Below are 26,182 nucleotides of genomic sequence, written 5' to 3' on the forward strand. Positions count from 1 at the left end.
TTAAGCTTAGCCTGAGGCCTCCCCCGCTAAGGAGTCAACCCATGTCACCCTTTGAAGCGCTGCAACTGCCCAATGGCCAAATCATTTCCAACCGCATCGCCAAGGCGGCGATGGAAGAAAACATGGCCGATATCAATCAGGCACCGTCCCGCGAATTGAAGCAGTTGTACAAGACCTGGGCGGACGGCGAACCCGGTCTGCTGATCACCGGCAACGTGATGATCGACCGGCGTGCGATGACCGGCCCCGGCGGCGTTGCGCTGGAAAACGAACAACACTTGGACAGCTTTCGCGAATGGGCCGACGTGGCCAGGGCCAAGGGCGTGCACTTCTGGGTACAGCTGAGCCACCCAGGGCGCCAGACCATGGCCAACCTGGGTCAACAAGCCCTCGCGCCATCGGCCCTCGCCCTTGACCTGGGCAGTTTTTCCAAGATGTTCGCCACACCCAAGGCCATGAGCGAAGACGAGATCCAGGACGTGATCCAGCGCTTCGCCACCAGTGCGCGCCTGGCCGAGAAAGCCGGGTTCAGCGGGGTGCAGATCCACGGGGCGCACGGCTACTTGCTGAGCCAGTTCCTCTCCCCGCTGAGCAACCACCGCACCGACTGCTGGGGCGGCACGCTGGAGAACCGCGCGCGGCTGTTGCTGGAAGTGATCCACGCCGTGCGCGCTAGCGTCAGCCCGGCGTTTTGCGTGTCGGTAAAACTCAATTCAGCGGATTTCCAACGCGGCGGCTTCGATGAGGCCGATGCGCGCGCGGTGGTAGAGATGCTCAATCCATTGCCCATCGATTTATTGGAATTGTCCGGCGGCAGCTATGAAGCGCCGGCCATGCAAGGCGAAGCGCGGGACGGCCGCACGCTGGCCCGAGAAGCGTACTTCCTCGAATTTGCCGCGCAAATGGCCAGTGTCGCTCGCATGCCGCTGATGGTCACCGGCGGCATCCGACGCCTACCAATCGTGCAGCAAGTACTCGATAGCGGCATCGCCATGGCCGGGATCGCCACCGCCCTGACCCTGGAACCGCAGTTGATCAAACAGTGGCGCGCAGGTCGCGACCTCGACCCGCAACTCAAGCCTATCGACTGGAAGCGCAAGCCCCTCGCCTCACTCGCCACCCTGGCCGTGGTGCGTGACCAGATGCGCCGCTTGAGCCGTGGCCGCCGCCCCAACCCCAACGTCGCCCCTTGGCTGGCCCTGGCGTGCGACCAGTGGTTTACCGCGCGCCGCACCCGGCAATATCGCGCGGCCATGAAGCAATCTTCACATTAAAGGCGCAGCATTCGCCGTGATCGAACTGTCCCCTATTGATCAGCTGTTCTTAACCTCACTGACGATTGGAGTGCCTCATGGCGAAAATCAACCTGGCCCAGCAACTGGCGACCACCCTTGAACAGGCGGGTATCAAGCGCATCTGGGGCCTGACCGGCGACAGCCTCAATGGCCTCACCGATGCGTTGCGCAGCATGGACAGCATCGAATGGATGCACGTGCGCCACGAAGAAGTCGCCGCGTTCGCCGCCGGTGCCGAGGCCGCGGCCACCGGTGAGCTGACGGTATGCGCCGGCAGTTGTGGGCCGGGCAACCTGCACCTGATCAATGGCCTGTTCGACTGTCATCGCAACCATGTGCCGGTGCTGGCGATTGCCGCGCAGATCCCCTCCTCAGAGATTGGTCTCAACTATTTCCAGGAAACCCATCCCCAGGAATTGTTCAAGGAGTGCAGCCACTTTATCGAACTGGTGACCAACCCCGAACAGATGCCCCACGTGCTGCACCGTGCCATGCGCTCGGCGATCCTCAATCGCGGCGTGGCGGTGGTGGTGATTCCGGGGGACGTGTCGTTGCTGGAAGTCGAAGACACGCTCAAGCCTTGGCCGGTACTGAACGCGCCGCGCACGTTGCCGGCCGAAGCCGACCTGGTGCAATTGAGCGAAATCCTCAAGGGCAGTGACAAAGTCACGTTGCTGTGCGGCAGCGGTTGCGCCGGCGCCCATGCACAAGTGGTGGCGCTGGCCGATACGCTGGGCGCCCCGGTGGTGCATGCCCTGCGCGGCAAGGAGCATGTGGAATGGGACAACCCGTTCGACGTGGGCATGACCGGCCTGATCGGCTTCAGCTCGGGCTATCACGCCATGCTCAATTGCGACACGCTGATCATGCTCGGCACTGACTTCCCCTATCGCCAGTTCTACCCCACCGCCGCGAAAATCATCCAGGTCGACCGCAACCCGCAGGCCCTCGGCCGTCGCGCCACGCTGGACCTAGGGATCGCCGCCGATGTAGGTGAAACCCTCGACGCCCTGTTGCCGCGCCTGACCCGCAAGACGGATCGCCGCTTTCTCGACACCTCCTTGAAGCATTATGAAAAAGCCCGCCAGGGCTTGGATGACCTGGCCCAACCGTCCAAGGCCAATCGGCCGATTCATCCGCAATATGTGGCGCGGTTGCTCAGCGAACTGGCGGACGAGGATGCAATCTTCACCGCCGACGTCGGTTCGCCCACGGTGTGGGCGGCGCGCTATCTGAAAATGAACGGCAAGCGCCGCCTGATCGGCTCGTTCAACCATGGGTCCATGGCCAACGCCATGCCCCAGGCCATTGGCGCGCAGGCTGCGTTCCCGGGCCGGCAGGTGATTTCGATGTCGGGCGACGGCGGTTTCGCCATGTTGATGGGCGACTTCATCTCACTGGCGCAGTTGAAATTGCCGGTAAAAGTCATCGTGTTCGATAACTCATCCCTGGGTTTTGTCGCCATGGAAATGAAGGCCGCCGGTTATCTGGAGGCCGGCACCGAGCTGAAAAACCCGGATTTTGCGGCCATGTCCAACGCCATGGGCATTCTCGGTATCCGCGTGGAGCAATCCGAAGAGCTGGAACCGGCCTTGCGCCGCGCCCTGGCCCATGACGGCCCGGTGCTGGTGGACGTGGTGACCGCCACCCAGGAACTGGTGATGCCGCCGAGCATCAAGCTGGAACAGGCCAAGGGGTTCAGCCTGTATATGCTCAAGGCGGTGATGAGTGGGCGCGGGGATGAAGTGATCGAGCTGGCACGCACCAACTGGCTGCGCTGACTCAAAGCTGATTCAAATGTGGGAGGCCCCTCCCACATTTGGCGCCTGCGTCTGTCAGCCCTTGTGTTTTTCCACCCACTGGCCGTAGGCATCGATGAACGCCTGCAAAAACGGCTTGGTCTTTTCCGATACCTTGCCCGACTCATCAAACACACTGCCCGCGCCACCCAGGTAGGCTTCGGGCTGCTGCATGCACCACACGTCCAGGAATACCAGGGACTGGCGCAGGTGATGGTTGGCGCCGAAACCGCCAATCGCACCCGGCGACACGCTGATGATAGCGCCCGGCTTGCCGCTCCAGGCACTTTGCCCGTAAGGGCGCGAGCCTACATCGATTGCGTTTTTCAACGGGGCCGGTACCGAACGGTTGTATTCCGGGGTCACGAACAGCACCGCGTCGGATGAGCTCACTTGCTGGCGGAAAGTACTGTAGGCTGCCGGCGGTGAATCACCGTCGATGTCCTCGTTGTAGAGCGGCAAATCGCCAATTTCCACAATATTCAATTTCAGATTGGCAGGGGCCAGTTCGGCCAATGCCAGGGCGACCTTGCGGTTGATCGACTGTTTTCTCAAGCTGCCAACCAGGACGGCAATCGTGTAGACCTTGCTCATTGGGGGTTCCCGACGTCTGATTAAAGGAGCTTGTAGTTATAGAGGCTTCGTGGCGTGATCACCAGCAGGTTTTGAGAACCTTTCAGACGTTTGGCTCAGGCTATGCCCTGTAGGAAACGTCCAAAAACCTCAACGAATAGTATTTTTTTTCCGTAGGCAAACTACGCCTCTTTATGACGGTCTACACAACCATATATCGAGTGTTTTATCTCCAGAGGTTCTAAACAGATGGCAGCAGTACTTGTCGGACAGTTCCATGCCAGAGACGCGGAAGGCCGCGTGTATTCCGTGCATGAATTCCAGGAATCCAACCCGGCGCAAGGCGACCTGGCTGGCTCGGCGCCCACCACTACCTACAAGCTGGCCATTGGCGATCGTGTAGAAAAACTGGAAGGCGATGAATTCAAACTGATTCAGTCGGGCACGATTCTTGTCCGCGAGTCGCAAACCACCCTCGCGTCATAAGATCTCGCCTTAACGACCTGCTCAGTCCTGGCCATTGATGGCATTGACTGGGCTGGCGTGATCAGGGATTGCGGATCTGCGTGAGTTCAATGCCCTGCTCATCCTGCTTGAGCGTCACCGTCAAATGCCCCCGCTCCCCTTCCACGGCGTACATCGAACGCGTGTAGCCCGACGTGTTGTACGCGGGGTACGCCTGCACCTGCCTGAGCAGCGTGAGCCCCAACACTGTCCCCACCTGCTCGCTCACCTGTTCCTGGGAACGGATAAACGCTTCAAGCGCGAGGTTTTCCGGCGGGGTGTCGTCTTGATTACGCAAGAGATAAGCAGCCACGCATCCCACGGTCACCAGGACCATCAGTTGCTTGGCCGTTACCCCGAAGAACGTCGAGGGAATCAGCATATGAGACCAGACCTGTTTTTGTTGTATGTGCCGGTACCCGGCATTGGTCGTTGATGATCAGACCCGCCATTTTAGTGGGGTCGCGACCGAACGCCATAGGCTTGAGCGACCCACACCGTCTTTTTTACGCACACTTTTTTTCACAGGCGGGTTCGCGCCATTGAATACCCACCGCGCTGCACATAGACTCCGGCCATGCGTTTACGTCATATCGAAGTGATTCAGGCCATCTTGCAGACCGGACACCTCGGCACGGCCGCCGAATGGTTGCAACTCTCCGTGGGCGATGTGGACGCAGCGCTCAAGGAGGCTGAGCTGCAATTGGGCTTCATGTTGTTCGCCAGCGTGCGCGGACGTTTGCAGGCGACCCGGGAAACCCTGGAGCTGCAGGCAGAAATCGCCCATGTGTACGAAGCGCTGGAGCCGGTGCAACGCCTGGCCGGCCGCCTCAAACACCATCACGCCCCCACCTTGCGTGCCCTGTGCACCCCGCCGCTGGCCAATCAACTGCTACCGCAAAGCATCGCCGTGCTGCGCCGGCGTTTCCAGGACACTCCGTGCAACCTGTCGAGCCAGCCGACCCGGGAAATCGTCAGAAGCCTGTTGTTGCACGAAGCCGATGTGGGCCTGGGCCTGCATGATCCGGAACATCCACAAATCCACAGCACGGTGCTGGCCCAGGGCAAACTGCAATTGCTGGCGCCCCATGGCTGGCTCAAACCCAAGCAGAAGTACATTGCGCTGCCGGACCTGGCCGGGCAGTCGATGATCGGGCTGGAGGGCCACGACCCGCTGAGCCGCCTGCTGGATGCCAAGCTGCAAGCCTTGCGACCGTTGCCGGTGGTGCAGACACGGGTACAGACCTACCAGATGATGCGCAGCATGGTGGAGGCGGGAGAAGGCTTGGCGATTGTCGACCCGTTTACGGCCTTTGGCGCGCGCGAGGCCGGGCTGGACGCGTGCCCCGTGTCGCCGCCGATCATGGTCAGCCTGTATGCGTTGACGCTCAAGGAGGGCGTAGCCTCACCCGCCTTGAATGCGCTGCTGGAGATCGTCACCCAGAAGGCCGAAAGCCTGCTGGTGAGCTAACCCCGGTCGGCTTCGGTCTTGAACAGGCGATACCAGAAAATCGCCACTTCACGGGTTTGCGGGTCGATGCCGCGATAGCGCAAGTGGTCGATGCCGCCCATCACATAGCCACAACGTTCATACAGACGGCAGGCGCCAAGGTTGTTGTTCTGGGTTTCGAGCATCATGCCCGGCAGGTTTTTCTTGCGGCTCCAGAACTGCGCCACGTCCAGCAATGCCTTGGCGACGCCGTGGCGACGCGCGGGCAAGGCCACGGCCAGTTCATCGACATGGGCAAAACCGTTCCAATTGGTGCTGACCACGATATGCCCCACCGGGCAGTCGTCCAGGAAGGCCATGAAGATGGCACTGTCTGGGGCGTCGCGAAAGCTGGCGAATTCCTCCGGGTCAATCCCATAGCACTTGCGGTACGGCACAATGCGTTCCACTGGCCACTTATCGACGCGCGCGCCCATCTGCGGCACTCCATAGGCGCTGACCTCGAAACTGAAATCATTGCCCCACACATAGGCGTCGAAGCCTTCATCGGCGACCCGCACACTGAGCCCTGGATACTTCGGGTTCATTACAGCTTGCATAAACATCCTTAACCCTTGATGCAATCGACGGTGTAACAACGACCACTGCCGTCATCTTCGTGTTGTAGCCCGTGAACGTCTGCGACAAAACCGGGAAAACTGTTATCGAACGTGCGCGCAAACGCCAGGTAGTCGATGATCGAGCGCGTCAACTCGGTAAAGCGCTCGCCCGGCATGATCAACGGGATGCCCGGCGGATAGGGCACCAGCATCACGGCTGCGATGCGCCCTGGCAAGGCATCAATGGACACTGCCTCCACTTCGCCCCTGACCAATTGGTCGTAGGCGTCGGCCGGTTTCATCGCAATGTCCGGCAATACCGTGTACATGCGCTTGAGGTGTTTGGCGGTGGCGTTACTGCGATAACAGCTGTGCAGCTGGTCGCAGAGGTCGCGCAACCCCAGGCCCTGGTAGCGTGTCGGGCCCTGGGCAAACACCGAAGGCAAACAACTGGCCAGGCTGACATTTGCGTCGTAACTGCGCTTGAATTCCAGCAACTCGGTGAGCAAGGTACTCCATTTACCTTTGGTGATACCCATGGAAAACAGCACGAGGAAGGAATACAGCCCGGTCTTTTCCACCACCAGCCCGCGTTCCCAAAGGAATTTACTGACCACCGCCGCGGGAATCCCGCAATCGCTCAAGGCACCACCGGCATTCAGGCCGGGCATCACCAGGGTGACCTTGATCGGATCGAGCAGCACATAGTCTTCGACCACATCCCCAAAGCCATGCCAATCATCCTGCGGCTGCAACAGCCAGTCCGCCGTAATAACGCGGTCGACACCCGCCACCGAGGGCGGCTGCCAGATGGAAAACCACCAGTCCTCGGCGGCGATATGCTGACGCAGGTTAGCCAGGGCGCGGCGAAAGCTCAGGGCTTCGTCGAACATTTCCTGCAGCAACGAACGGCCGGCCGGGCCCTCCATCATCGCCGAGGCCACGTCCAGCGAGGCGATGATGCTGTATTGGGGCGAGGTGGAAATATGCATCATGAAGGCTTCGTTGAAACGGTCACGGTCCAGCTGGCGCGCGCCGCCGTCCTGCACGTGGATCATCGAAGCCTGGCTGAACGCCGCCAGCAGCTTGTGCGTGGAATGGGTGGTGAACACCAGCGGGCTCTCCGGGGTACGCGAAGTGCCCATGCCGTAGCGCCCGGCGAAAAATTCGTGAAACGCCGCATAGGCGTACCAGGCTTCGTCAAAGTGTAATACCTCGACACTGTTGCCCAGTTGCTGCTTGATCAGCTCGGCGTTATAGCACAGGCCGTCGTAGGTGGAGTTGGTGACCACGGCCAGCTTCACTTTCGACGAACGGCCACGGGCCAGGGGGCTGGCGTCGATCTTGGCGCGGATCGACTCAGGGCTGAATTCGCTCAAGGGGATGGGGCCGATGATGCCCAATTCGTTACGCTCAGGGCATAGGTACAGCGGTATGGCGCCGGTCATGATGATCGAGTGCAACACCGATTTGTGACAGTTGCGGTCGACCAGCACCAGATCATCGCGGCCGACCATGGAGTGCCAGACGATCTTGTTGGCGGTCGATGTGCCATTGATCACGAAGAAGGTGTGGTCGGCGCCGAAGTTGCGTGCGGCACGCGCCTCGGCTTCGGCCAGAGGCCCGGTGTGGTCCAACAGCGACCCCAGTTCGGGCACTGATACGGATAAGTCCGAACGCAGGGTGTTTTCCCCAAAAAACTGGTGGAACGCCTGCCCTACCGGGCTTTTGCGATAAGCCACGCCGCCGCCATGGCCGGGGGTGTGCCAGGAATAATTGGAGTCGGCGGTGTGCTGCACCAAGGCCTTGAAGAATGGCGGCAGCAGGCCATCAAGGTAGGTGCGTGCGGCGCGGGCCACTTGCCGGGCTAGAAACGGCACGGTGTCTTCGAACAAATAGAGAATACCGCGCAACTGGTTGAGCTCGCTCATGGCATCGGCCGGAGCGTTTTCCAGGGTGACTTGCTCGCCGAGGGCAAAGATCGGCAGGTTCGGCGCCCGCACCCGCGCAAGGCGGATCAGCTCAACCATGTTTTGCAGCAGGTGGGTATTTTCGCCGGCGCCTTCGGCGGCGATCAGCATGCAGGCCAAACCATGATGGGTGGACGCCACCAGCCGGCCTTCGGCGTAGTCCACGGCGGAAAAAATACTGAAGCCCTCTTGTTCCAACTCGCGGGCGATGCCTCGAACCCGGTCGCCGGCAACGGTGTCGGCCTTGATGTCGCGATGCACAATAAGAACAGGGAACTTCAGGTCTTTGTACATGAGGGCGTGGAGTCCTGAGGGCTATGCACTCAAGGGTAGAAGCTAGGCGCGGATGTGGCGAATGAAGATTTCATCGGCAAGGGAGATCGACTGTGGGAGCAAGCAAGCTCCCTCCCACCGTCTTGACCTCACTCTCAGTGTTGGGTCAGTTGAGTCCAGAGCGCCGGCGCACCCGCCGACTTTGCAATCGCTTCCAACCGTGCCGCGTGCTCGGCCAGGTCCTGCTCACTGGCACGAATGATGGGCGTCGGCTTGCGATCGGCCGGCAAGCGACGGATTTCCGAAGGACGGTTGCCCGAGCCTTCCGCCGAACCCGCGCCGTCGGAGGCATTACCGGCCAGGGACAGGCTGGTCTGCCCGCCGGTCATGGTCAGGTAAACGTCGGCGAGAATCTCGGAGTCGAGCAAGGCGCCGTGGAGTTCACGGCCGGAGTTGTCGACGCCATAACGCTTGCACAAGGCATCGAGGCTGTTGCGTTGGCCTGGGTGACGTTCACGGGCCATCATCAAGGTATCGAGGATCGAGCAGTGCTTGGAGATATCCGCGCGATCGGTCTGCCCCATCAGGGCAAATTCGTTATTGATGAAGCCGACGTCGAACGCCGCGTTATGGATGATCAACTGGGCGCCGTTGATGAATTCGAAGAACTCATCGGCCACTTCGGCAAAACGCGGCTTGCCCTTGAGGAATTCGTCGGTGATGCCGTGGACGCCGATCGCGCCTTCGTCACTGTCGCGGTCCGGTTGCAGGTAAACGTGGAAATGGCGCCCGGTGAGGCGCCGACCCATGAGTTCAACACAGCCGATTTCAATGATCCGGTGGCCGTCGGTCACCGGCATGCCGGTGGTTTCGGTATCGAGTACAACAGATCGGATGGCCATCAGGGTTCAGCTCTCAACGGTGTGGTGTGCAGTGTGGTGTGCGTCAAAGGGCGCGATGTTAACACGTCAGCCGACGTCAGCTCTGCTTGTAGCCCCGCACTTCGTCCACGCCACGGTTGGCGAGTTGGTCGGCGCGTTCGTTGCCGGGATGGCCGATGTGGCCGCGCACCCACTTCCAGGTGATGTCATGGCGATTACATTGTTCATCGAGCAACTGCCACAGGTCGGCATTTTTGACCGGTTCCTTGGCTGCGGTTTTCCAGCCGCGCTTCTTCCAATTGACCATCCACTCGTTGATGCCCTTCATCACATATTGCGAGTCGGTCACCAGCAGCACGCTACAGCGACGCTTGAGTTCTTCCAGGCCGCGAATGGCGCCCATCAGCTCCATGCGGTTGTTGGTGGTATTGGCTTCGCCGCCCCACAGTTCCTTCTCGACGCCCTTGCATACCAGCAAGGCGCCCCAGCCGCCAGGGCCGGGGTTGCCCTTGCAGGCGCCGTCGGTGAAGAGTTCAACGCTATCGGTCATCGGTTACATCCATCAAAGCAGGCAGGTCTGAAATCAGAAAGAGGTTTACGGTTGGCTTTGCTTGCGGTTGACCTTGGCCATCGGCATCGGCACCAGCTTGCCCATGGGCTGGCGCGCGACCTGGCGCACCGGCCGCAGCCCGACCACGATCTTGCGCGCCACCAACAGATAGAAGCCGCCGCCCGACAGCTGCCAGGCGCCAGCGCGGCGTTCCCAGCCGGCCAGGCGGCCCTGCCACGTGGTCGAGGCAAGCGGCGGACGATAGCACCCGAAGCGGCGTTTCTCCAGCGCGAAGCCCAGCAGGTTCAACCAGTCCGCTACCCGCGACGGCGCGATGCAGCGCGCCCGACGCAAGCCATCATGGGCGAACACGCGGCGCAGGCCCCAGGAACTCCAGGGGTTGATGCCAACAATCAGCAAATGGCCACCCGGCCGGACGCTGCTCGCCGCTTCGCGCAGCAAACCGTGGGGCGACAAGCAGAAGTCCAGGCCATGCTGCAACACCACCACGTCGGCCGCATGCTCGCTCAAAGGCCAGGCCTGTTCTTCACAGACGATCTCCACCCCCGGCAATGGCGCGCCCAGGCGCACATTGCGTTGCACCTGCGGCGCAGAGGGCGGCGTTTGCGCGGAAGGGCCGTAATGCACCAGGTAACCGCCAAAGAAACGCTCCAGCTCGTCTTCGAGCATGCGGCGTTCTTCGTCCAACAGAAATTGCCCGACAGGCCCGGACAGCCATTCACGGGCCGCACCGATGAGGGCCAGCCACTCAGGATCGGCCTGGGCGAACGCTTTATCAGTCATTGCATTCTCCAACTCGCCTAGACGTTCTAAGATGCACCAATGTGTTCAGCTTGGCGAATCGAAGAATGATACAGATCAGTGCCCTGCCCGCCTTCACCGATAACTACATCTGGTTGTTACGCAACCCTGCCACCCAACGCTGCGCCGTGGTCGACCCCGGCGATGCCGCGCCGGTGCTTGCCTGGCTGAAACAAAACCCCGAGTGGGCTCTCAGCGACATCCTGATCACTCACCACCACCATGACCACGTCGGCGGTGTCGAACAGCTGAAAAAGGCCTCCGGCGCCACGGTCTACGGCCCGGCCAACGAACAGATCCCGGCGCGGGACGTCGCCCTGCAGGACAACGATCGCCTCTCGGTGCTCGGCTGGAACTTCGACGTATATAGCGTGCCCGGACACACCCTCGGTCATATCGCCTTCTATCACCAGGGCGTGCTGTTTTGCGGCGACACCCTGTTCGCCGCCGGCTGCGGCCGCCTGTTCGAGGGCACGCCGCAGCAGATGCACACCTCCCTTGAGCGTCTGGCCGCGCTGCCCGCCGACACGTTGGTGTACTGCACCCACGAATACACACAAAGTAACCTCAAGTTTGCCCAAGCGGTGGAACCGCACAATGCCGATATCGCCGAGCGCGTCGAAAACGTGCGCCAATTAAGGGCTCGCGGCGAAATGACGCTGCCCTCCACACTGGCCCTGGAATTGCGCACCAACCCCTTTTTACGTACCACCGAAACATCTGTTAAACAAAAAGCGGACGAACGGAATGGGCGCGACAACCGCGCTGGGGCCGAGGTGTTTGCTAGCTTGAGGGCATGGAAAGATACGTTCTAACGGGACGCAATCTGATACGTAATTTCTGAATGGTTGACCGGAACCGAAGCGCTTTCTAGAATCGCCCGACATTTTTGCCCGGAACTTACTTCCAGCCAATGTCGTCATCTATTCGTAAATCCAACCATTCAGACGCATTGACCCGCCTGGCTCAAGCTGTGGCGGTGGGCGTCTGCGCAACGCTGGCGGGCTGCCAATCGACAAATTTCGCCGCACAATCCACCGTGCAACCCAAACCGAATCTTGCCGCCAAGATCAAGCAAAAACCCATCTGGCTCTCAGAGAAGCCTACCCCCGAAGTGCCCCAGGATGTCTGGGAACGCATGCGCCGGGGTTTTCAATTGCAGGACAACCTCGGCGTCAACCCACGCATCGAGCAACAGCGCCTGTGGTTCGCCAGCAACCCGTCGTTCCTGGAAAACGCAGGGGAACGCGGCAGTCTCTACATCCATTACATCGTCGAACGCCTTGAAGAACGCAACATGCCCCTGGAGCTGGCACTGCTGCCGGTGATCGAAAGTGCCTACAACCCAATGGCCTATTCGCGCAGCGATGCGGTCGGCCTGTGGCAGTTCATCCCGTCCACCGGGCGCTACTTCAACCTGCGCCAGACCCGCGCCTACGACGGCCGCCGCGATATCACCGCCTCCACCACCGCCGCCCTGGACTACCTGACCCGTCTGCACGATATGTTCAACGGTGACTGGCTACTGGCGCTGGCTGCCTATAACGCTGGCGAGGGTACGGTGAGCCGGGCCATCGAGCGCAACGAAAAGCTCGGCCTGCCTACCGACTACTGGAACCTGCCCCTGCCCCAGGAAACCAAGGACTACGTGCCCAAGTTCCTGGCGCTGTCCCAAGTGGTGTTGGCGCCCGAGGCCTACGGCGTCAACCTGAACCCGATTGCCAACACGCCGTACTTCGAAGTGGTTGAAGTCAAGCAAAGCATGGACTTGTCCAGGGTCGCCGCGCTGGCGGAAATCGATGAGGACGAACTGTTCCAGCTCAACCCGGCCCTGAAACAACGCACCACCCTGGATGGCCCGCAGCATCTGTTGGTACCCAGTTCCAAGGCACAATTGCTCACCAGCACGCTGTCGACGATGAAGCCGGAAGAATTGCTGGCCATGCGCCCGAAAAAACAGGTGTTCGACGAAGTCGAGAACGCACGTGTGGCCGGGCGTACCCGTAGCTACAAAGTGCGCAACGGCGACAACCTCACGCTGATCGCCAAGGCCAACAAGGTCGACGTGCATGACCTGCAACGCTGGAACCAGCTCAACGGCCAGGCACTCAAGGTCGGCCAGACCCTGGTGATGCAGGACACGCGCCGCGCCGCGGCCAGCAGCAAGAAACCGGTGCAGTACAAGGTCAAGAAAGGCGATTCACTGTACATCGTCGCCAAGCGCTTCAACGTCGAGATGCAACATCTCAAGCGTTGGAACCCGCGTACCGGCCAGGCATTGAAGCCGGGCCAGATGCTGGTGGTTTCCGGGCCGCGCTAAGACTTCGAGAACACTGGCGAGCTAATGTGGGAGGGGGCACCCCGATAGCGGTGTATCAGCCAGCGAATCTGGTGACTGACAAACTGCTATCGGGAGCAAGCCCCTCCCACATTGGACCTACATCGTCCCACCGGCTTTTTCCAACCGGAACAAGCTGTTACTGTACCGATCACAAAGCCCAAGCCGCCTGGATCGGATCTCTGACTTGAAGCGTCCCCTCCTTCTACTAATAAGTCTGGCCTTGAGCTTTTGCGCGAACGCGACGATTACCGAGAGCCACGGTTATACGCAGTTCGGCGTGCTCAAGTACCCGGCCAAATTCACCCACTTCGATTGGGTTAACCCTGCGGCGCCGAAAGGCGGGACTTTGCGGGTCATGGCATTTGGCACCTTCGATACGCTCAACCCTTACACATTCAAGGGCTCCAGCCCGGTTTCCACGCCCAATTTCCTGCAATACGGCGTGAATGAGCTGAACGAACCGCTGATGGTCGGCACCGGCCAATACGCGCCCTCGGGCGATGAGCCGACGTCCAGTTACGGGCTGATCGCGCAGTCGGTGGAATACAGCGAAGACCGCAGTTGGGTGGTGTTCAACCTGCGCCCGCAAGCACGCTTTCACGACGGCAAGCCGATCACCGCCGATGACGTGGCATTTTCCTATCGCACCTTGCTCACCGAAGGCCATCCGCAGTACCGCACCAACCTTCAGGAAGTGGCGCGGGTGGATGTGCTCAACCGTCACCGTATCCGCTTTGTGTTCAAGCGCGCCGGCAACCCGCTGCTGATCCTGCGCCTGGGCGAGTTGCCGGTACTACCCCAGCACTACTGGAAAAACCGCGACTTCAAGGCCACCACCTTTGAGCCACCGCTGGGCAGCGGGCCGTACCGCATCAGCAAAGTCACCCCCGGCCGGCAGCTGGTGTTCGAACGGGTCAAGGATTATTGGGGCAAGGACATGCCAGTCAACCAGGGCTTCTACAATTACGACAAGGTCGAAGTCGAGTTCTACCGCGACAGCGACGTGGCCTTCGAAGCCTTCAAGGCCGGTGAGTTCGACATTTACATTGAGCACCAGGCCAAAAACTGGGCCAACGGCTACAACTTCCCTGCGGTCAACCGTGGCGAAGTGATCAAGGCGCAGATCGCGCACCAGATCCCCACCCAGAGCCAGGGCCTGTTCATGAACACCCGGCGGCCCACCTTCAGCCAGACCCAGGTGCGCGAAGCCCTGGGCATGATGTTCGACTTCGAGTGGACCAACCGCACCCTGTTCAGCAATGCCTACAAACGCACGTTGAGCTACTACCCCAACAGCGAGTTCTCGGCGACTGGCGTGCCGGTGGGCCATGAATGGCTGATGCTCTCGCCCTACCGCGAGCAACTGCCGGCCAACCTGTTCACCCAGCCGTTCAGCCTGCCCCAGACCGATGGGCGCGGCATTCCTCGCGAAACCATGCGCCGTGCCCTGGCCCTACTGGGCGACGCAGGCTGGAAGCTGTCGGGCCAGCGCCTGGTCAATAAAGAAGGCCAGCCGCTGCGCTTCGAAATATTACTGGTCAACCCGAACCTGGAGCGCATCCTGCAGCCCTACGTCGAGAACCTGATCAGCATCGGCATCGACGCGCGCTTGCGCACCGTCGACCGTGCGCAGTACAAACAACGCCTGGATCAGTTCGACTTCGACATGATCCTGATCACCCTCAACCAAACCTTGAGCCCCGGCCTTGAGCAGTGGCAGTACTTCCACTCCAGCCAGGCCGCGATCAAAGGCAGCAAGAACTACGCAGGCATCGCCAACCCCATCGTCGATCACCTGCTGGAACAACTGCTGGCGGCGCAGACCCGCGAAGAACAACTGGCCGCCGGGCGCGCCCTGGACCGGGTGCTGCTGTGGCAGCACTACAGCATTCCCAATTGGTACCTCAACTATCATCGCCTGGCGTACCGCAACCGGTTCGCCTTTGTCACCACGCCGCCCTACAGCCTGGGCCTGAGCGCGTGGTGGCTGAAAGCTTCGGAGAAAGCCCAATGATGTATGTGCGCAACGCTCTGATCAGCACCCTCTTGCTGTGCGGCGCGGCCCAAGCGGCCCCGCAGCATGCGCTGACCCTATACAACGAACCGCCCAAATACCCGGCCAATTTCAAGCACACCGATTACGTCAACCCAGACGCCCCCAAGGGCGGTACGTTTCGCGAATCGAGCCTGGCCGGCTTCGACAGCTTCAACCCGTTTATCAGCAAAGGCGTGCCTGCCGACAATATCAGCCTGATCTACGACACCCTGGCCACCCAGAGCCTGGATGAACCCTTCACCGAATACGGCCTGGTGGCCGGCAAAATCGAAAAAGCCCCGGACAACAGCTGGGTGCGCTTTTACCTGCGCCCCGAGGCGCGCTTCCATGACGGCCACCCCATACGCGCCGACGACGTGGTGTTCAGCTTCCAGACCTTGATCAAAGATGGCACCCCGCTGTACCGCACCTATTACGCCGATGTCGACGAAGTGGTCGCCGAGGACCCGTTGCGTGTGCTGTTCAAGTTCAAGCGCACCAACAACCGCGAATTGCCGCTGATCCTCGGCCAACTGCCGGTACTGCCCAAACATTGGTGGGCCACGCGCGACTTCACCAAGGGCAACCTGGAGTTCCCCCTCGGCAGCGGCCCTTATAAAGTGGCGCAGGTCCATGCCGGGCGCTCGGTGCGCTACGAACGGGTCAAGGATTACTGGGGCAAAGACCTGCCAATCAATAAAGGCCTGTACAACTTCGACCAGCGCATCACCGACTACTATCGCGATGCGACCGTGGCCCTGGAAGCGCTCAAGGCCGGGCAGTTCGATTACTGGGCGGAATTCAGCGCGAAGAACTGGGCGAATGCCTACAACGTGCCCGCCGTGACGCAGGGCCGCCTGATCAAGGAAGAGATCCCCAACGGCAACCCCACCGGCATGCAGGGCTTCGTGTTCAACATGCGCAAGCCAATGTTCCAGGATGTGCGCGTGCGCAAGGCCATCAGCCTGTTGCTGGACTTCGAATGGAGCAACAAGCAGCTGTTCAACGGCGCCTACACTCGCACTCGCAGCTATTTTGAAAACTCGGACATGGCCGCCACGGGCTTGCCCGGCCCCGACGAGCTGAAGATTCTCGAACCGCTGCGCGACAAAATCCCGCCGCAGGTGTTCACCGAAGCGTTCGAACCGGCCAAGACCGACGGCAGCGGCATGATCCGCGCCCAGCAGCGCGAGGCGTACCAGTTGTTGCAAGAGGCCGGCTGGAAGATCGTCGATGACAAGATGGTCGACACCACCGGCAAACCGGTCACCATCGAGTTCCTGCTGGCCCAGACCGAGTTCGAGCGCATCCTGCTGCCGTTCAAGCGCAACCTGGCGGACCTGGGCATCGACCTGGTGATCCGCCGGGTGGACGTGTCGCAATTCGTCACACGCCTGCGGTCGCGGGATTTCGACATGCTCGTGGGCAGCTTTCCGCAGTCTTCGTCGCCGGGTAACGAACAGCGCGAATTCTGGACATCCACCAGCGCCGACAAACCCGGCAGCCGCAATTACATGGGCCTCAAAGACCCGGCCGTCGATCAACTGGTGGAACAATTGATCGATTCCGACACCCGCGCCAGCCTGATTGCCCACGCCAAGTCTCTGGACCGCGTGCTGCAATTTGGCTACTACGTGATCCCCAACTGGCACATCAAGACCTTCCGCGTGGCCTATTGGAACAACCTCGGTCATCCAAAAGTGTCACCGCTGTACGACGTTGGCATCTCCACGTGGTGGAGCAAGCCCGACGTGCCCCCCGCAGTGGCCCCAGAACCCCAGACGAGCGCCGACACGGCGAGCGGAGGCGATTAAATGCTGGCCTATATTATTCGCCGCCTGTTGCTGATCATCCCTACGCTGTTCGGGATCCTGTTGATCAACTTTGTGATCATCCAGGCCGCCCCCGGCGGGCCGGTGGAACAGATGATCGCCAAGCTCGAAGGCTTTGACGGCGCCACCAGCCGCATCGCCGGAGGCGGTGCCGAAGTGGCGGTGGCCGGTTCCAGCTACCGCGGCGCCCAGGGCCTGGACCCGGCGCTGATCAAGGAAATCGAAAAAATGTACGGCTTCGACAAATCGGCGCCGGAACGTTTATGGATCATGGTCAAGAATTACGCCCGGCTGGATTTTGGCGACAGCTTCTTTCGTGACGCCAAGGTGATCGACCTGATCAAGGAAAAGATGCCGGTGTCCATCTCCCTCGGGTTATGGAGCACGCTGATCATGTACCTGGTGTCGATCCCCCTGGGCATCGCCAAGGCCACGCGCCATGGCAGCCATTTCGATGTGTGGACCAGTTCGGCGATCATCGTCGGCTATGCGATCCCGGCGTTCCTGTTCGCTATCCTGCTGATCGTGGTGTTTGCCGGCGGCAGTTACTTCGACTGGTTCCCGCTGCGCGGGCTCACGTCCAACAACTTCGACGAACTGAGTTGGGGCGCCAAGATCCTCGACTACTTCTGGCACCTGGCCTTGCCCATCACGGCGCTGGTGATCGGCAATTTCGCAACCATGACGCTGCTCACCAAAAACAGCTTTCTCGACGAGATCAACAAGCAGTACGTGGTCACTGCCAAGGCCAAAGGCCTGACCAACCACCGCGTGCTGTACGGCCATGTATTCCGTAACGCGATGCTGCTGGTGATCGCCGGTTTCCCCTCGGCCTTTATCGGTATTTTCTTCACCGGTTCCTTGCTGGTGGAAGTGATCTTTTCCCTCGACGGCCTGGGCCTGATGAGCTTTGAAGCGGCGATCAACCGCGACTACCCGGTGGTGTTCGGCACGCTGTTTATCTTCACCCTGCTGGGGTTGATCGTGAAACTGATCGGCGACCTCACCTACACCCTGGTCGATCCGCGCATCGACTTCGCCAGCCGGGAGCATTGAGATGAACCTGTCCCCCCTCAATCGCCGCCGCTTCGAACGTTTCAAAGCCAACAAGCGTGGCTGGTGGTCGCTGTGGCTGTTCCTGACGCTGTTCGTACTCAGCCTGGGCGCGGAGCTGATCGCCAACGACAAACCGCTGGTGGTGCACTACGACGGCGGCTGGTATTTCCCGGCGCTCAAGCGCTACCCAGAGACCACTTTCGGCGGCGAATTCCCGTTGGAGGCCAACTATAAGAGCCCGTATATCCGCGAACTGCTCAAGGCCAAGGACGCCTGGACCCTGTGGGCGCCGATCCCGTTCAGCTACCAGAGCATCAACTACGACTTGCGCGTGCCGGCCCCGGCGCCACCTTCTTCGGTGAACCTTCTGGGCACCGATGACCAAGGCCGCGACGTGCTGGCTCGGGTCATCTACGGCTTTCGCGTGTCGGTGTTGTTTGCCCTGACCTTGACCGTGCTCAGCTCGATCATCGGCGTGATCGCCGGGGCCTTGCAGGGCTTTTACGGCGGCTGGGTCGACCTCGCCGGGCAGCGCTTCCTGGAGATCTGGTCCGGCTTGCCGGTGTTGTACCTGCTGATCATCCTCGCCAGTTTTGTGCAGCCCAACTTCTGGTGGCTGCTGGGGATCATGCTGCTGTTCTCATGGATGAGCCTGGTGGACGTGGTGCGCGCCGAGTTCCTGCGCGGGCGCAACCTGGAATACGTGCGCGCGGCACGGGCGCTGGGCATGCAGAACGGCGCGATCATGTTCCGCCATATCCTGCCCAACGCCATGGTCTCGACCATGACCTTCATGCCGTTCATTCTCACCGGCGCCATCGGCACCCTCACCGCCCTGGACTTCTTAGGCTTTGGCTTGCCCGCCGGTTCACCGTCACTGGGCGAACTGGTGGCTCAGGGCAAATCCAACCTGCAAGCGCCGTGGCTGGGCATGAGTGCCTTTGCCGTACTGGCGATCATGTTGAGTTTGCTGGTGTTTATCGGCGAGTCCGCTCGCGATGCGTTCGACCCGAGGAAATGAGATGAATCAGGACAATCTGATCGAAATCCGCGACCTCAGCGTCGAGTTCGTCACCGGCGAGCACGTCCACCGGGTCGTCAATAACGTCAGCTTCGATATCAAGCGCGGCGAAACCCTGGCCCTGGTCGGCGAAAGCGGCTCGGGCAAGTCGGTGACCGCGCATTCGATCCTGCGCCTGCTGCCCTACCCGCTGGCCCGCCACCCCAGCGGCACCCTCTCATACGCTGGGCAAGACCTGCTGACGCTCAAGGAAAAGACCCTGCGGCATATTCGCGGTAACCGCATCGCGATGATCTTCCAGGAGCCGATGACCTCGCTGAACCCGCTGCACTCCATCGAAAAGCAGATCAACGAAGTGCTCGGCCTGCATAAGGGGCTCACCGGCAAAGTCGCGACCCTGCGCACCCTGGAACTGCTGGAACTGGTGGGTATTCCCGAACCGCACAAACGTCTCAAGGCCCTGCCCCATGAGCTTTCCGGTGGCCAGCGCCAGCGAGTGATGATTGCCATGGCGCTGGCCAACGAGCCGGAGCTGCTGATCGCCGACGAGCCGACCACCGCCCTCGACGTGACCGTACAACTGAAGATCCTGGAGCTGCTCAAGGAGTTGCAGGCGCGGCTGGGCATGGCGTTGCTGCTGATCAGTCATGACTTGAACCTGGTACGGCGCGTTGCCCATCGAGTGTGCGTGATGCAACAGGGCTGCATCGTCGAGCAGGCCGACTGCGAGACGTTGTTCCAGTCGCCGCAACACCCTTACACCCAGGAACTGCTGGCGGCCGAACCCAGCGGCGGCCCAGCCGATACCCAGATCGGGCCGCCGGTGCTGGAGGTCGATGACCTGAAAGTCTGGTTCCCGATCAAGAAGGGCTTTTTGCGCAGCACCGTCGACTACGTCAAGGCGGTGGACGGCATCAACTTCAGCCTGCCCCAGGGGCAGACCCTGGGCATCGTCGGCGAGAGTGGCTCGGGCAAATCTACTCTGGGCCTGGCGATCTTGCGCCTGATCGGCAGTAAAGGCGGGATCCGCTTCGAAGGTCAGCAACTGGACCGCCTGACCCAGCAACAGGTACGCCCCCTGCGCCGGGAAATGCAGGTGGTGTTCCAGGACCCGTTCGGCAGCCTCAGCCCGCGCATGTGCGTCAGCGAGATCGTCGGCGAGGGCCTGCGCATTCACCAGATGGGCACCCCGGCCGAACAGGAAGCGGCGATCATTGCCGCGCTCAAGGAAGTGGGCCTGGACCCGCAATCCCGGCACCGTTACCCGCATGAATTTTCCGGCGGCCAGCGCCAGCGCATCGCCATCGCCCGCGCGTTGGTGCTCAAGCCGCGCCTGATCCTGCTCGACGAGCCCACCTCGGCGCTGGACCGCACGGTACAACGCCAGGTGGTCGAATTGCTGCGCAGCCTGCAGGTCAAGTACAACCTGACCTATCTGTTTATCAGCCACGATCTGGCGGTGGTGAAGGCGCTGAGTCACCAGTTGATGGTGGTCAAGCATGGGCAGGTGGTGGAGCAAGGCGACGCGCGGACCATTTTTGCTGACCCACAGCATGCGTATACGCGGCAATTGCTGGAGGCGGCGTTTCTGGCACCCACCGGATGAAACGGCGGGAGGAGCCTGGCCCTGGCTGCCTCCTGCCGAGTTGACTGACACAAGCCACGCCATTGCAGGAACCACCTGCTACTGACGCACCGGCATCTCGCGGGATCATCGGGGTTTCCTCAACACGGAACCCCCTCATGGATGACTTTCAGCCCCTCGCCCTGGCGTGGGACGTCTCAAGCAAGGCGCGCAGCTGGTGCAGACGCTTATGGATGAAAACGACCCCGAGTCTTCAAACACACCGGCAACCGGGTATTTCGACCATCAACTGAAGGTCATCTATGTCATGGCGCCCGACTACGCATACCGGCGCAAAACCCTCATGCCTGTCGCCTCCGATACGCGCTGGTCGCGGCTGGCGCTGCTCGGCGAACACCTGGCGCTCGACATCTACGCCGATCAAAGCCTCAGCGTGTTGAGTGCATTGCAGGCCTACGCCATCAAGCGCCCGCGCAGCCAGATGCAGATCCGCGCGCTGGTCAAACGCCTGCGCCAATGGCCAGCTCCGGCGACGCCTGTCGTGCTGCCCACCGCGCGTTCGTTTAAAGAGCTGTACCGCTATCGACAGCATGTCGGTTATGGCCGGCGAACTGGATGCCACCTCCAAACACTGGCACTCCTCGGACAGGGCTATCAAATACCGGGAAATGGCCAAGCGGTTTCATTTGTTGGGGCAGATCAATACGCTGTTTTCCAACGCGTTCAATCAGAAACTCGAACAGTTGAAAGCCGCTTACAGGGAATACCTCTGTCAGGGCATGTCTCACCTGCCCCTGCGTTGGCGTGAAGCGCTGGAATACGGTTACGTGCAGTTTTTCCGCTTGAAAATGCGCGGCTCGGGGCCCGGCGATCCCTCCACTGTGGGCCGATATGGCGTGCTGGTGTACGTCTCGTATTACAGCGACAGCGCCTTCTATGAGTTCTTCCCCAGACGCCTATTGATCCGCAAACGAGCCGACCTCGACTACACACAACTCCTGCACGCCGTCGACACCGTCACCAACCAACCGTGGATGCGCTTCGACTGGCCAGCCTATGCATTCGGCTCCGAGCCGGCCGAATGGGCGCAGACTTCAGCGATAACCGATCTGTTGATCGACAACCTTGGCCACGAACTGGGTGAAATCGCCGACCCGCCACCCCTGGATGCCGCAGGGCGACGCGTGCCACGGACCTTTGACTCCCCGCGCTCCCATGCCCTGGCGAATGTCATCTTGGAGCAGCATATGTTGCTCGACAGCCTGGCCTTACAAGCAAAAGCCAAGCAACCGCTCACCCTGCAAGAAGCGGTCAGCGGCAGTGCCCCCTGGGCCGATTACCTGCGCAACGCAGCGCTTGAGCCCGACTGATACTTGAACAATCACGGTTTTTATATAAGGCTGGCTGTCCGCTCATCGCCTGGACGCCCCGCTCATGACCGCCGCCACCGCACCGCTTTTCTGGCGTGACCCTGCGCTGGCTTTTGTCGAAGCACGGACCATTGCCGACGGGCGCAACGTGACTTACACCCGGCATGCCCATGAGCATTTTTCCATCGGGGCAATCACTCGGGGGCGCAGCTATTACCACCATGGCACCCAGACGTTCGAGATCAGCGCCGGCACGCTGGTATTGATGAACCCAGGCGATGTGCATGCCTGCAACCCCATCGAAAACGAGCATTGGTCCTACCACATGCTCTATCTCGACACGGCCTGGCTGACCGACCTGCAATACCAACTGGGTTTCAGCACCGAGCAGGGCTACCGCCCGTTCAACACCCCCCATACCCGCGACCCGCTGTTGTACAACGGCTTGCTGGAGCTCTATCGGATGCTGGTGGATGAGCAGGCTGAACTCCTGCAAAAACAGAGCGCGCTGGTGAGTTATTTCAGCGAGCTCCAGGAGCGTCTGAACCCGTCGCCTGCGCCCGTGCGGGAGGTCAACCACAAGCTGGAGCGGGCCGCCTGTTACATCCGCGAGCACTGCACTCAGGCGCTGAAACTGGAGGACATCTGCCTGGCGGCCGAGCTGTCGCCGTCTTACCTGATCCGCGCCTTCAAACAGTATTACGGGCTTACACCCCATGCTTTCCTGGTGAACCAGCGTATCCAGTTTGCCCGCAGCCAACTGCGCCAGGGCGAGTTGATCGCCGAGGTGGCGCTGGCCGCCGGCTTTGCCGACCAGGCGCACTTCCAGCGCACCTTCAAACAACACGTCGCCGCCACGCCGGGGCAATATCGCGACCGGCTCAAGCCATCAGCAAATACCCCACACTGGCCACCAGCAACGCGGCCATTGAACGGTTGAACAACCGCACGCCCTTCGGGTTGCTCAGGTAACGACGCAGAAAGGTCCCGGCGTAGGCCCAGCACGCTACCGACCAGTAGCAGATCACCAGGTAGAGGCCAGCAAACAACCAGACTTGTGCCGCATCGCCATCGGCGACAAACAAGCCCATCCCCGCCACACACGCCAGCCACGCCTTGGGGTTGAGCCACTGCATGATCGCGCCATAGAGCATCGACGGCGCGGTGGCGCTGCCATCGGCATCCAACTGGCCATTGTCCGCGGCCAGTTTCCAGGCCATGTACAGCAAAAAGGCGACCCCGCCCCACTGGATCAATTGGGTCAGGAGGGGCCAGCGCACCAGCACTTCATGCAGGCCCAGGCCGATCAACACCAGCAGCAGGGTAAAGCCGACGGCGGCGCCGAATACGTGTTTTTGGCTGGCGACAAAACCGAAGCGGGCGCCGGAACTCAGCGCCACCACATTGACCGGTCCCGGGGTGATGGAGGTGGCCAGTGCGAAGGCGGCCATGGAGATGATCAAGCTCATTGGGGTTACCTTTTTTTATGAGGAGCGTAAAGAGGTCACCACGGTATAGGGCTAGGCTGGAAGGGTATTGAACAAAATTGCCCTGGGTTAGGTTGACGAGTCTGTCGACGGAGTACGGGGCGTTTTTCGAGCGAGAGAGCTTGTTTGCGTGGCGGCTTTAGGGCCGACCATGTACTTGGGTTGGGGTGAGTACATATCCGTTGCTGCGGTAACGGCGGCTATGGGGTTCCGCTCTTACAGCGGGTCACTTTTGGAAAAGCGCCAAAAGTAACCAAAAACGCTTCGCCCCACCACTCGGCACCTCGCCTAGGCTCGGTGTGCCCGTAATCCGACAGTGATTTGGGGGGCCGCCGCCACGCGCCATCCATGGCGCGGGGCGGCTAAACCGGCATCCCTGCCGGTTTACCCCCCAAATCACTGTCGAATTCCGGCCAGCGTGGTTAACGGGGCGCTCCAGATCAAAAACAAAGCGAGGCGGCCTTAGAGCCGACCTGACCGTTGAGGCGTACGCGGTGCAGCTTCTACTTCCTTAACTGCTGACGAAGTCAGCAATCTTTTGATCTGGCTTTTGCTTTTGCTTTTGATCTTAGGCGCCCCGTTAAACACGCTGGCCGAACGCAGGCTTGAATCCGTGGGTAACCCGGCAGGACGCCGGGTTAGCCGCCCCGCGCCATGGATGGCGCGTGGCGGCGGCCCACGGATTCAAGCCTGCGTTCGGGCACACCGAGCCTAAGCGAGGTGCCGAGTGTTGGGGCAAGAGCCCTTTTGGTTACTTTTGGGGCTCTTTTCCAAAAGTGACCCGCTGTAAGAGCGGAACCCATAGCCGCCGTTACCGCAGCAACGGATATGTACTCAGACCATTAAAGTACAAATGCCCGCCCCTTCCCCCCGGCACGCAAGTCTGGCGAGTTTCATTGGTATGCCGATAAGACCCCATCGGCCCATCGCCTAACTCACCCTGTTGAAGCACCTGAACACAATGACACTGGCGCAATTGGCCAAAGATTTTAATGAGCACTATCGCCTGGCGATGCTGCCCTAACGCTGCGCAGGAATGCGGATATCACCCTCACGGCATTGGGTTTTCACACTGCGCGGGCACCCAGCAAAGGCCAGGTCCTTGGTCAGACACACCCGCACTTCCGACAACACCTTGCCTTTGCAAATCACCGCCAGCCCATGGTTGCCCATACGCGGGTTACTCTGGCGAAACAGCGCCTCGATCTCACGGGCCGGCAACGCAGGCGGGGTATTGAATGGCTGCAATTGTGGCGGAATGACCACCGCCCCCAGTGCCGCGTCGGTTTTTTCCAGGTACGCCAGCGGTTCAAGCCCACTGCAGGTGCCGTGCTTGGCCCATTCGTGCTTGAGCAGCGAACGCGTGGGGAACAGCGTGGCGCCCTTGTCTATCGCCTCACCCGACAAGCGCGACTGCGAATCACAGGAGGCCGGCCACCCGCCCCGTGCGTATTGCGGCCATAACCCGTGCAGTACGAAACCGTAACCCTTGCCTGAACACTGTTCGTTGTCGGGGTGCGTCAGGCAGAACGTCGGCGACCATGACAACGACAACACATAAAAATCAAACTCCCCAGGCGCACCCTGGTTGCGCGGGGCAGCCATTGCGCTGGTAGCAACTACGAGCCACAACGCGATCCAATATTTCATCCGTCCAATTCCTTGAAAAAAAACCAGCCAACCACGACTACCCAGGCAAATAGGGGTTACGTTGCAGCACCTTGTCCAGGATCCGGTCGGTCTTCAGCGCTTCGATCGCCAGCGACGGATGCTCGGCTTCACCGCGAATATGCGCGTTCATGGCCACCACATGGTGCCACTGGATATGGGCGTGGCATGGCACTTCCAGCACTTCGTGGGTCTCGCCTTCCAGGTGCAGCGGTTGGTCTTCGAACACCGAAAAGCGGATACGCCCGCGACTGCCGACCAACTCGACCCAATCCTCACGGCGATCCGCGACAAAGTTCCAGCAGCCCATGCCCAACGCGCCGGAGCTGAACGTCCAGCACGCCGTCACCGCGTCTTCGGCGGCATAGCGTCCGGCCTGGCGCGCGGTAAAGCCCGAGACTTCAATGATGTCTCCGGCCAGGTACTGGAACAGGTCAAAGCCATGGCTGGCCAGGTCGGCAAAGTAGCCACCCCCGGCAATCAGCGGGTCGGTGCGCCAGTTGGCGGCGCTGGCATCCTCGGCAGCCGGCGGTTTGCATAAGGTCCAGGTGAGGTGGCGCAACTCGCCGATGCGCCCTTTGCGCAGCCACTCGCGCACTTGCTGGAAACGTGGAAGCGAGCGGCGATAGTAAGACACAAACAGGTGCAGGCCGGCGCGCTCAAAGGTGCGTTGCATCAATGCGCTCTGTTCGGCATTCAGCGCCATCGGCTTCTCGACGCAGCAATGTTTGCCGGCGGCCGCCACCATCAAGCTGTATTCCAGGTGGCTGTCAGGCGGCGTGGCGATGTACACCGCGTCCACTTGAGGGTCGTTGATCAGTGCCTGAGCGTCGGTATAGAAACGGGCAATGCCATGGCGTGCAGCATAATCGCGCACTGCGGCCTCACGGCGCCCCATCACCGCTACCAGGGCCGAACCTGGCGCTTTGTAGAAAGCGGGTCCACTCTTTACCTCAGTGACACTGCCACAGCCGATCATGCCCCAGCGTACGGTGCTCATCAGTTTTCCTCGTGCGTTTTGGTCCGTCGGGCAGTATCCACATACAGGCGCCCGCGCGCCATAACCACTTA

Annotated in this window: 24 protein-coding genes; 14 read left to right on the forward strand and 10 right to left on the reverse strand. The window is 60.8% G+C overall.

Features of this window, described 5'->3' with window-relative positions; genetic code table 11:
- The first annotated feature begins 41 nt into the window (after nt 1–41).
- The gene (locus tag KSS96_RS16385) at nt 42–1,274 is read left to right on the forward strand and encodes an NADH:flavin oxidoreductase/NADH oxidase family protein (protein WP_065878860.1); all 1,233 of its coding nucleotides are present in this window, start codon (nt 42–44) and stop codon (nt 1,272–1,274) included.
- A 77-nt stretch (nt 1,275–1,351) separates the two neighbouring features.
- Nucleotides 1,352–3,076, forward strand: coding sequence for a ubiquinone-dependent pyruvate dehydrogenase (poxB, locus tag KSS96_RS16390; RefSeq protein ID WP_017528566.1), 1,725 nt, complete (start codon nt 1,352–1,354; stop codon nt 3,074–3,076).
- A gap of 54 nt (nt 3,077–3,130) precedes the next feature.
- Here poxB and KSS96_RS16395 read toward each other — a convergent pair whose 3' ends face one another.
- Nucleotides 3,131–3,688 (reverse strand): NADPH-dependent FMN reductase, encoded by a 558-nt coding sequence (locus KSS96_RS16395; protein WP_017528567.1) that lies wholly within the window; start codon nt 3,686–3,688, stop codon nt 3,131–3,133.
- Nucleotides 3,689–3,916: 228 nt separating this feature from the next.
- On the opposite strand from KSS96_RS16395, the gene KSS96_RS16400 reads away from it, so the two are divergent.
- Entirely contained in the window at nt 3,917–4,153 is a 237-nt protein-coding gene (locus KSS96_RS16400) for a hypothetical protein (RefSeq protein ID WP_016979714.1), read from the forward strand.
- 61 nt (nt 4,154–4,214) lie between these two features.
- On the opposite strand, the gene KSS96_RS16405 is transcribed toward KSS96_RS16400, so the two are convergent.
- Nucleotides 4,215–4,553, reverse strand: coding sequence for a hypothetical protein (locus KSS96_RS16405; protein WP_065878859.1), 339 nt, complete (start codon nt 4,551–4,553; stop codon nt 4,215–4,217).
- 195 nt (nt 4,554–4,748) lie between these two features.
- Here KSS96_RS16405 and KSS96_RS16410 point away from each other — a divergent pair, with 195 nt between their 5' ends.
- The gene (locus KSS96_RS16410) at nt 4,749–5,642 is read left to right on the forward strand and encodes a LysR substrate-binding domain-containing protein (protein WP_017528569.1); all 894 of its coding nucleotides are present in this window, start codon (nt 4,749–4,751) and stop codon (nt 5,640–5,642) included.
- Here the strand turns inward: KSS96_RS16410 and KSS96_RS16415 are convergent.
- The 5 genes from KSS96_RS16415 to KSS96_RS16435 form a co-directional block, all read right to left on the reverse strand.
- Nucleotides 5,639–6,208, reverse strand: coding sequence for a GNAT family N-acetyltransferase (locus KSS96_RS16415; RefSeq protein WP_017528570.1), 570 nt, complete (start codon nt 6,206–6,208; stop codon nt 5,639–5,641). The genes KSS96_RS16410 and KSS96_RS16415 overlap by 4 nt on opposite strands.
- A gap of 20 nt (nt 6,209–6,228) precedes the next feature.
- Nucleotides 6,229–8,484 (reverse strand): Orn/Lys/Arg family decarboxylase, encoded by a 2,256-nt coding sequence (locus KSS96_RS16420; RefSeq protein WP_065878857.1) that lies wholly within the window; start codon nt 8,482–8,484, stop codon nt 6,229–6,231.
- A 134-nt stretch (nt 8,485–8,618) separates the two neighbouring features.
- On the reverse strand, nt 8,619–9,359 hold the full coding sequence (gene dnaQ, locus KSS96_RS16425) for a DNA polymerase III subunit epsilon (RefSeq protein WP_175404218.1): 741 nt from the start codon (nt 9,357–9,359) through the stop codon (nt 8,619–8,621).
- Nucleotides 9,360–9,441: 82 nt separating this feature from the next.
- On the reverse strand, nt 9,442–9,894 hold the full coding sequence (gene rnhA / locus KSS96_RS16430; RefSeq protein WP_017528573.1) for a ribonuclease HI: 453 nt from the start codon (nt 9,892–9,894) through the stop codon (nt 9,442–9,444).
- Nucleotides 9,895–9,939: 45 nt separating this feature from the next.
- Nucleotides 9,940–10,698 carry a class I SAM-dependent methyltransferase gene (locus KSS96_RS16435; RefSeq protein ID WP_017528574.1) on the reverse strand — a complete coding sequence of 253 codons (759 nt, stop codon included), beginning with the start codon at nt 10,696–10,698 and terminating at the stop codon, nt 9,940–9,942.
- Between the two features lie 65 nt (nt 10,699–10,763).
- Between KSS96_RS16435 and gloB the strand changes: the two genes are divergently transcribed.
- The 10 genes from gloB (at nt 10,764) to KSS96_RS16485 (ending at nt 22,896) form a co-directional block, all read left to right on the forward strand.
- Complete coding sequence (gene gloB / locus KSS96_RS16440) at nt 10,764–11,531, forward strand: hydroxyacylglutathione hydrolase (RefSeq protein WP_017528575.1); 768 nt, start codon at nt 10,764–10,766, stop codon at nt 11,529–11,531.
- Between the two features lie 98 nt (nt 11,532–11,629).
- The gene (locus KSS96_RS16445) at nt 11,630–13,036 is read left to right on the forward strand and encodes a lytic transglycosylase domain-containing protein (protein ID WP_017528576.1); all 1,407 of its coding nucleotides are present in this window, start codon (nt 11,630–11,632) and stop codon (nt 13,034–13,036) included.
- Between the two features lie 205 nt (nt 13,037–13,241).
- A complete protein-coding gene (locus KSS96_RS16450; RefSeq protein WP_217855099.1) occupies nt 13,242–15,071 on the forward strand; it encodes an extracellular solute-binding protein in 1,830 nt (609 codons plus the stop codon).
- Entirely contained in the window at nt 15,068–16,906 is a 1,839-nt protein-coding gene (locus tag KSS96_RS16455; RefSeq protein WP_065878849.1) for an extracellular solute-binding protein, read from the forward strand. Before KSS96_RS16450 ends, KSS96_RS16455 begins: the two co-directional genes overlap by 4 nt.
- Complete coding sequence (locus KSS96_RS16460) at nt 16,907–17,980, forward strand: microcin C ABC transporter permease YejB (protein ID WP_017528579.1); 1,074 nt, start codon at nt 16,907–16,909, stop codon at nt 17,978–17,980.
- 1 nt (nt 17,981) lies between these two features.
- Complete coding sequence (locus KSS96_RS16465; RefSeq protein WP_065878847.1) at nt 17,982–19,001, forward strand: ABC transporter permease; 1,020 nt, start codon at nt 17,982–17,984, stop codon at nt 18,999–19,001.
- Between the two features lies 1 nt (nt 19,002).
- Nucleotides 19,003–20,607, forward strand: coding sequence for an ABC transporter ATP-binding protein (locus KSS96_RS16470; RefSeq protein WP_017528581.1), 1,605 nt, complete (start codon nt 19,003–19,005; stop codon nt 20,605–20,607).
- 208 nt (nt 20,608–20,815) lie between these two features.
- Entirely contained in the window at nt 20,816–21,394 is a 579-nt protein-coding gene (locus tag KSS96_RS16475) for a hypothetical protein (protein WP_135196823.1), read from the forward strand.
- The gene (locus KSS96_RS16480) at nt 21,366–21,956 is read left to right on the forward strand and encodes a hypothetical protein (protein ID WP_217855101.1); all 591 of its coding nucleotides are present in this window, start codon (nt 21,366–21,368) and stop codon (nt 21,954–21,956) included. The genes KSS96_RS16475 and KSS96_RS16480 overlap by 29 nt, the downstream gene beginning before the upstream one ends.
- Before the next feature lie 64 nt (nt 21,957–22,020).
- Nucleotides 22,021–22,896 carry an AraC family transcriptional regulator gene (locus KSS96_RS16485; RefSeq protein WP_065878841.1) on the forward strand — a complete coding sequence of 292 codons (876 nt, stop codon included), beginning with the start codon at nt 22,021–22,023 and terminating at the stop codon, nt 22,894–22,896.
- Here KSS96_RS16485 and KSS96_RS16490 read toward each other — a convergent pair.
- From KSS96_RS16490 to KSS96_RS16500, 3 genes are all read right to left on the reverse strand, one after another.
- Nucleotides 22,838–23,425, reverse strand: coding sequence for a LysE family translocator (locus KSS96_RS16490; protein ID WP_017528584.1), 588 nt, complete (start codon nt 23,423–23,425; stop codon nt 22,838–22,840). The genes KSS96_RS16485 and KSS96_RS16490 overlap by 59 nt on opposite strands.
- A 1,038-nt stretch (nt 23,426–24,463) precedes the next feature.
- The gene (locus KSS96_RS16495) at nt 24,464–25,093 is read right to left on the reverse strand and encodes a ribonuclease T2 family protein (RefSeq protein WP_017530685.1); all 630 of its coding nucleotides are present in this window, start codon (nt 25,091–25,093) and stop codon (nt 24,464–24,466) included.
- Nucleotides 25,094–25,130: 37 nt separating this feature from the next.
- The gene (locus KSS96_RS16500; protein ID WP_017530686.1) at nt 25,131–26,111 is read right to left on the reverse strand and encodes a Gfo/Idh/MocA family protein; all 981 of its coding nucleotides are present in this window, start codon (nt 26,109–26,111) and stop codon (nt 25,131–25,133) included.
- Between the last annotated feature and the right edge of the window lie 71 nt (nt 26,112–26,182).

Source organism: Pseudomonas asgharzadehiana (assembly GCF_019139815.1).
Classification (GTDB): Bacteria; Pseudomonadota; Gammaproteobacteria; order Pseudomonadales; family Pseudomonadaceae; genus Aquipseudomonas; species Aquipseudomonas asgharzadehiana.

Bases quoted from the DNA above. Each gene is read 5' to 3' on its own strand.
- KSS96_RS16455 (WP_065878849.1), top strand. From the start codon at position 15,068: ATGATGTATGTGCGCAACGCTCTGATCAGCACCCTCTTGCTGTGCGGC.
- KSS96_RS16490 (WP_017528584.1), bottom strand. From the start codon at position 23,425: ATGAGCTTGATCATCTCCATGGCCGCCTTCGCACTGGCCACCTCCATC.
- KSS96_RS16485 (WP_065878841.1), top strand. From the start codon at position 22,021: ATGACCGCCGCCACCGCACCGCTTTTCTGGCGTGACCCTGCGCTGGCT.
- KSS96_RS16410 (WP_017528569.1), top strand. From the start codon at position 4,749: ATGCGTTTACGTCATATCGAAGTGATTCAGGCCATCTTGCAGACCGGA.
- KSS96_RS16405 (WP_065878859.1), bottom strand. From the start codon at position 4,553: ATGCTGATTCCCTCGACGTTCTTCGGGGTAACGGCCAAGCAACTGATG.
- poxB (WP_017528566.1), top strand. From the start codon at position 1,352: ATGGCGAAAATCAACCTGGCCCAGCAACTGGCGACCACCCTTGAACAG.
- KSS96_RS16420 (WP_065878857.1), bottom strand. From the start codon at position 8,484: ATGTACAAAGACCTGAAGTTCCCTGTTCTTATTGTGCATCGCGACATC.
- rnhA (WP_017528573.1), bottom strand. From the start codon at position 9,894: ATGACCGATAGCGTTGAACTCTTCACCGACGGCGCCTGCAAGGGCAAC.
- gloB (WP_017528575.1), top strand. From the start codon at position 10,764: ATGATACAGATCAGTGCCCTGCCCGCCTTCACCGATAACTACATCTGG.
- KSS96_RS16445 (WP_017528576.1), top strand. From the start codon at position 11,630: ATGTCGTCATCTATTCGTAAATCCAACCATTCAGACGCATTGACCCGC.
- KSS96_RS16385 (WP_065878860.1), top strand. From the start codon at position 42: ATGTCACCCTTTGAAGCGCTGCAACTGCCCAATGGCCAAATCATTTCC.
- KSS96_RS16500 (WP_017530686.1), bottom strand. From the start codon at position 26,111: ATGAGCACCGTACGCTGGGGCATGATCGGCTGTGGCAGTGTCACTGAG.
- KSS96_RS16475 (WP_135196823.1), top strand. From the start codon at position 20,816: ATGGATGAAAACGACCCCGAGTCTTCAAACACACCGGCAACCGGGTAT.
- KSS96_RS16395 (WP_017528567.1), bottom strand. From the start codon at position 3,688: ATGAGCAAGGTCTACACGATTGCCGTCCTGGTTGGCAGCTTGAGAAAA.
- KSS96_RS16460 (WP_017528579.1), top strand. From the start codon at position 16,907: ATGCTGGCCTATATTATTCGCCGCCTGTTGCTGATCATCCCTACGCTG.
- KSS96_RS16495 (WP_017530685.1), bottom strand. From the start codon at position 25,093: ATGAAATATTGGATCGCGTTGTGGCTCGTAGTTGCTACCAGCGCAATG.
- KSS96_RS16470 (WP_017528581.1), top strand. From the start codon at position 19,003: ATGAATCAGGACAATCTGATCGAAATCCGCGACCTCAGCGTCGAGTTC.
- KSS96_RS16480 (WP_217855101.1), top strand. From the start codon at position 21,366: ATGTCTCACCTGCCCCTGCGTTGGCGTGAAGCGCTGGAATACGGTTAC.
- KSS96_RS16400 (WP_016979714.1), top strand. From the start codon at position 3,917: ATGGCAGCAGTACTTGTCGGACAGTTCCATGCCAGAGACGCGGAAGGC.
- KSS96_RS16415 (WP_017528570.1), bottom strand. From the start codon at position 6,208: ATGAACCCGAAGTATCCAGGGCTCAGTGTGCGGGTCGCCGATGAAGGC.
- KSS96_RS16435 (WP_017528574.1), bottom strand. From the start codon at position 10,698: ATGACTGATAAAGCGTTCGCCCAGGCCGATCCTGAGTGGCTGGCCCTC.
- KSS96_RS16465 (WP_065878847.1), top strand. From the start codon at position 17,982: ATGAACCTGTCCCCCCTCAATCGCCGCCGCTTCGAACGTTTCAAAGCC.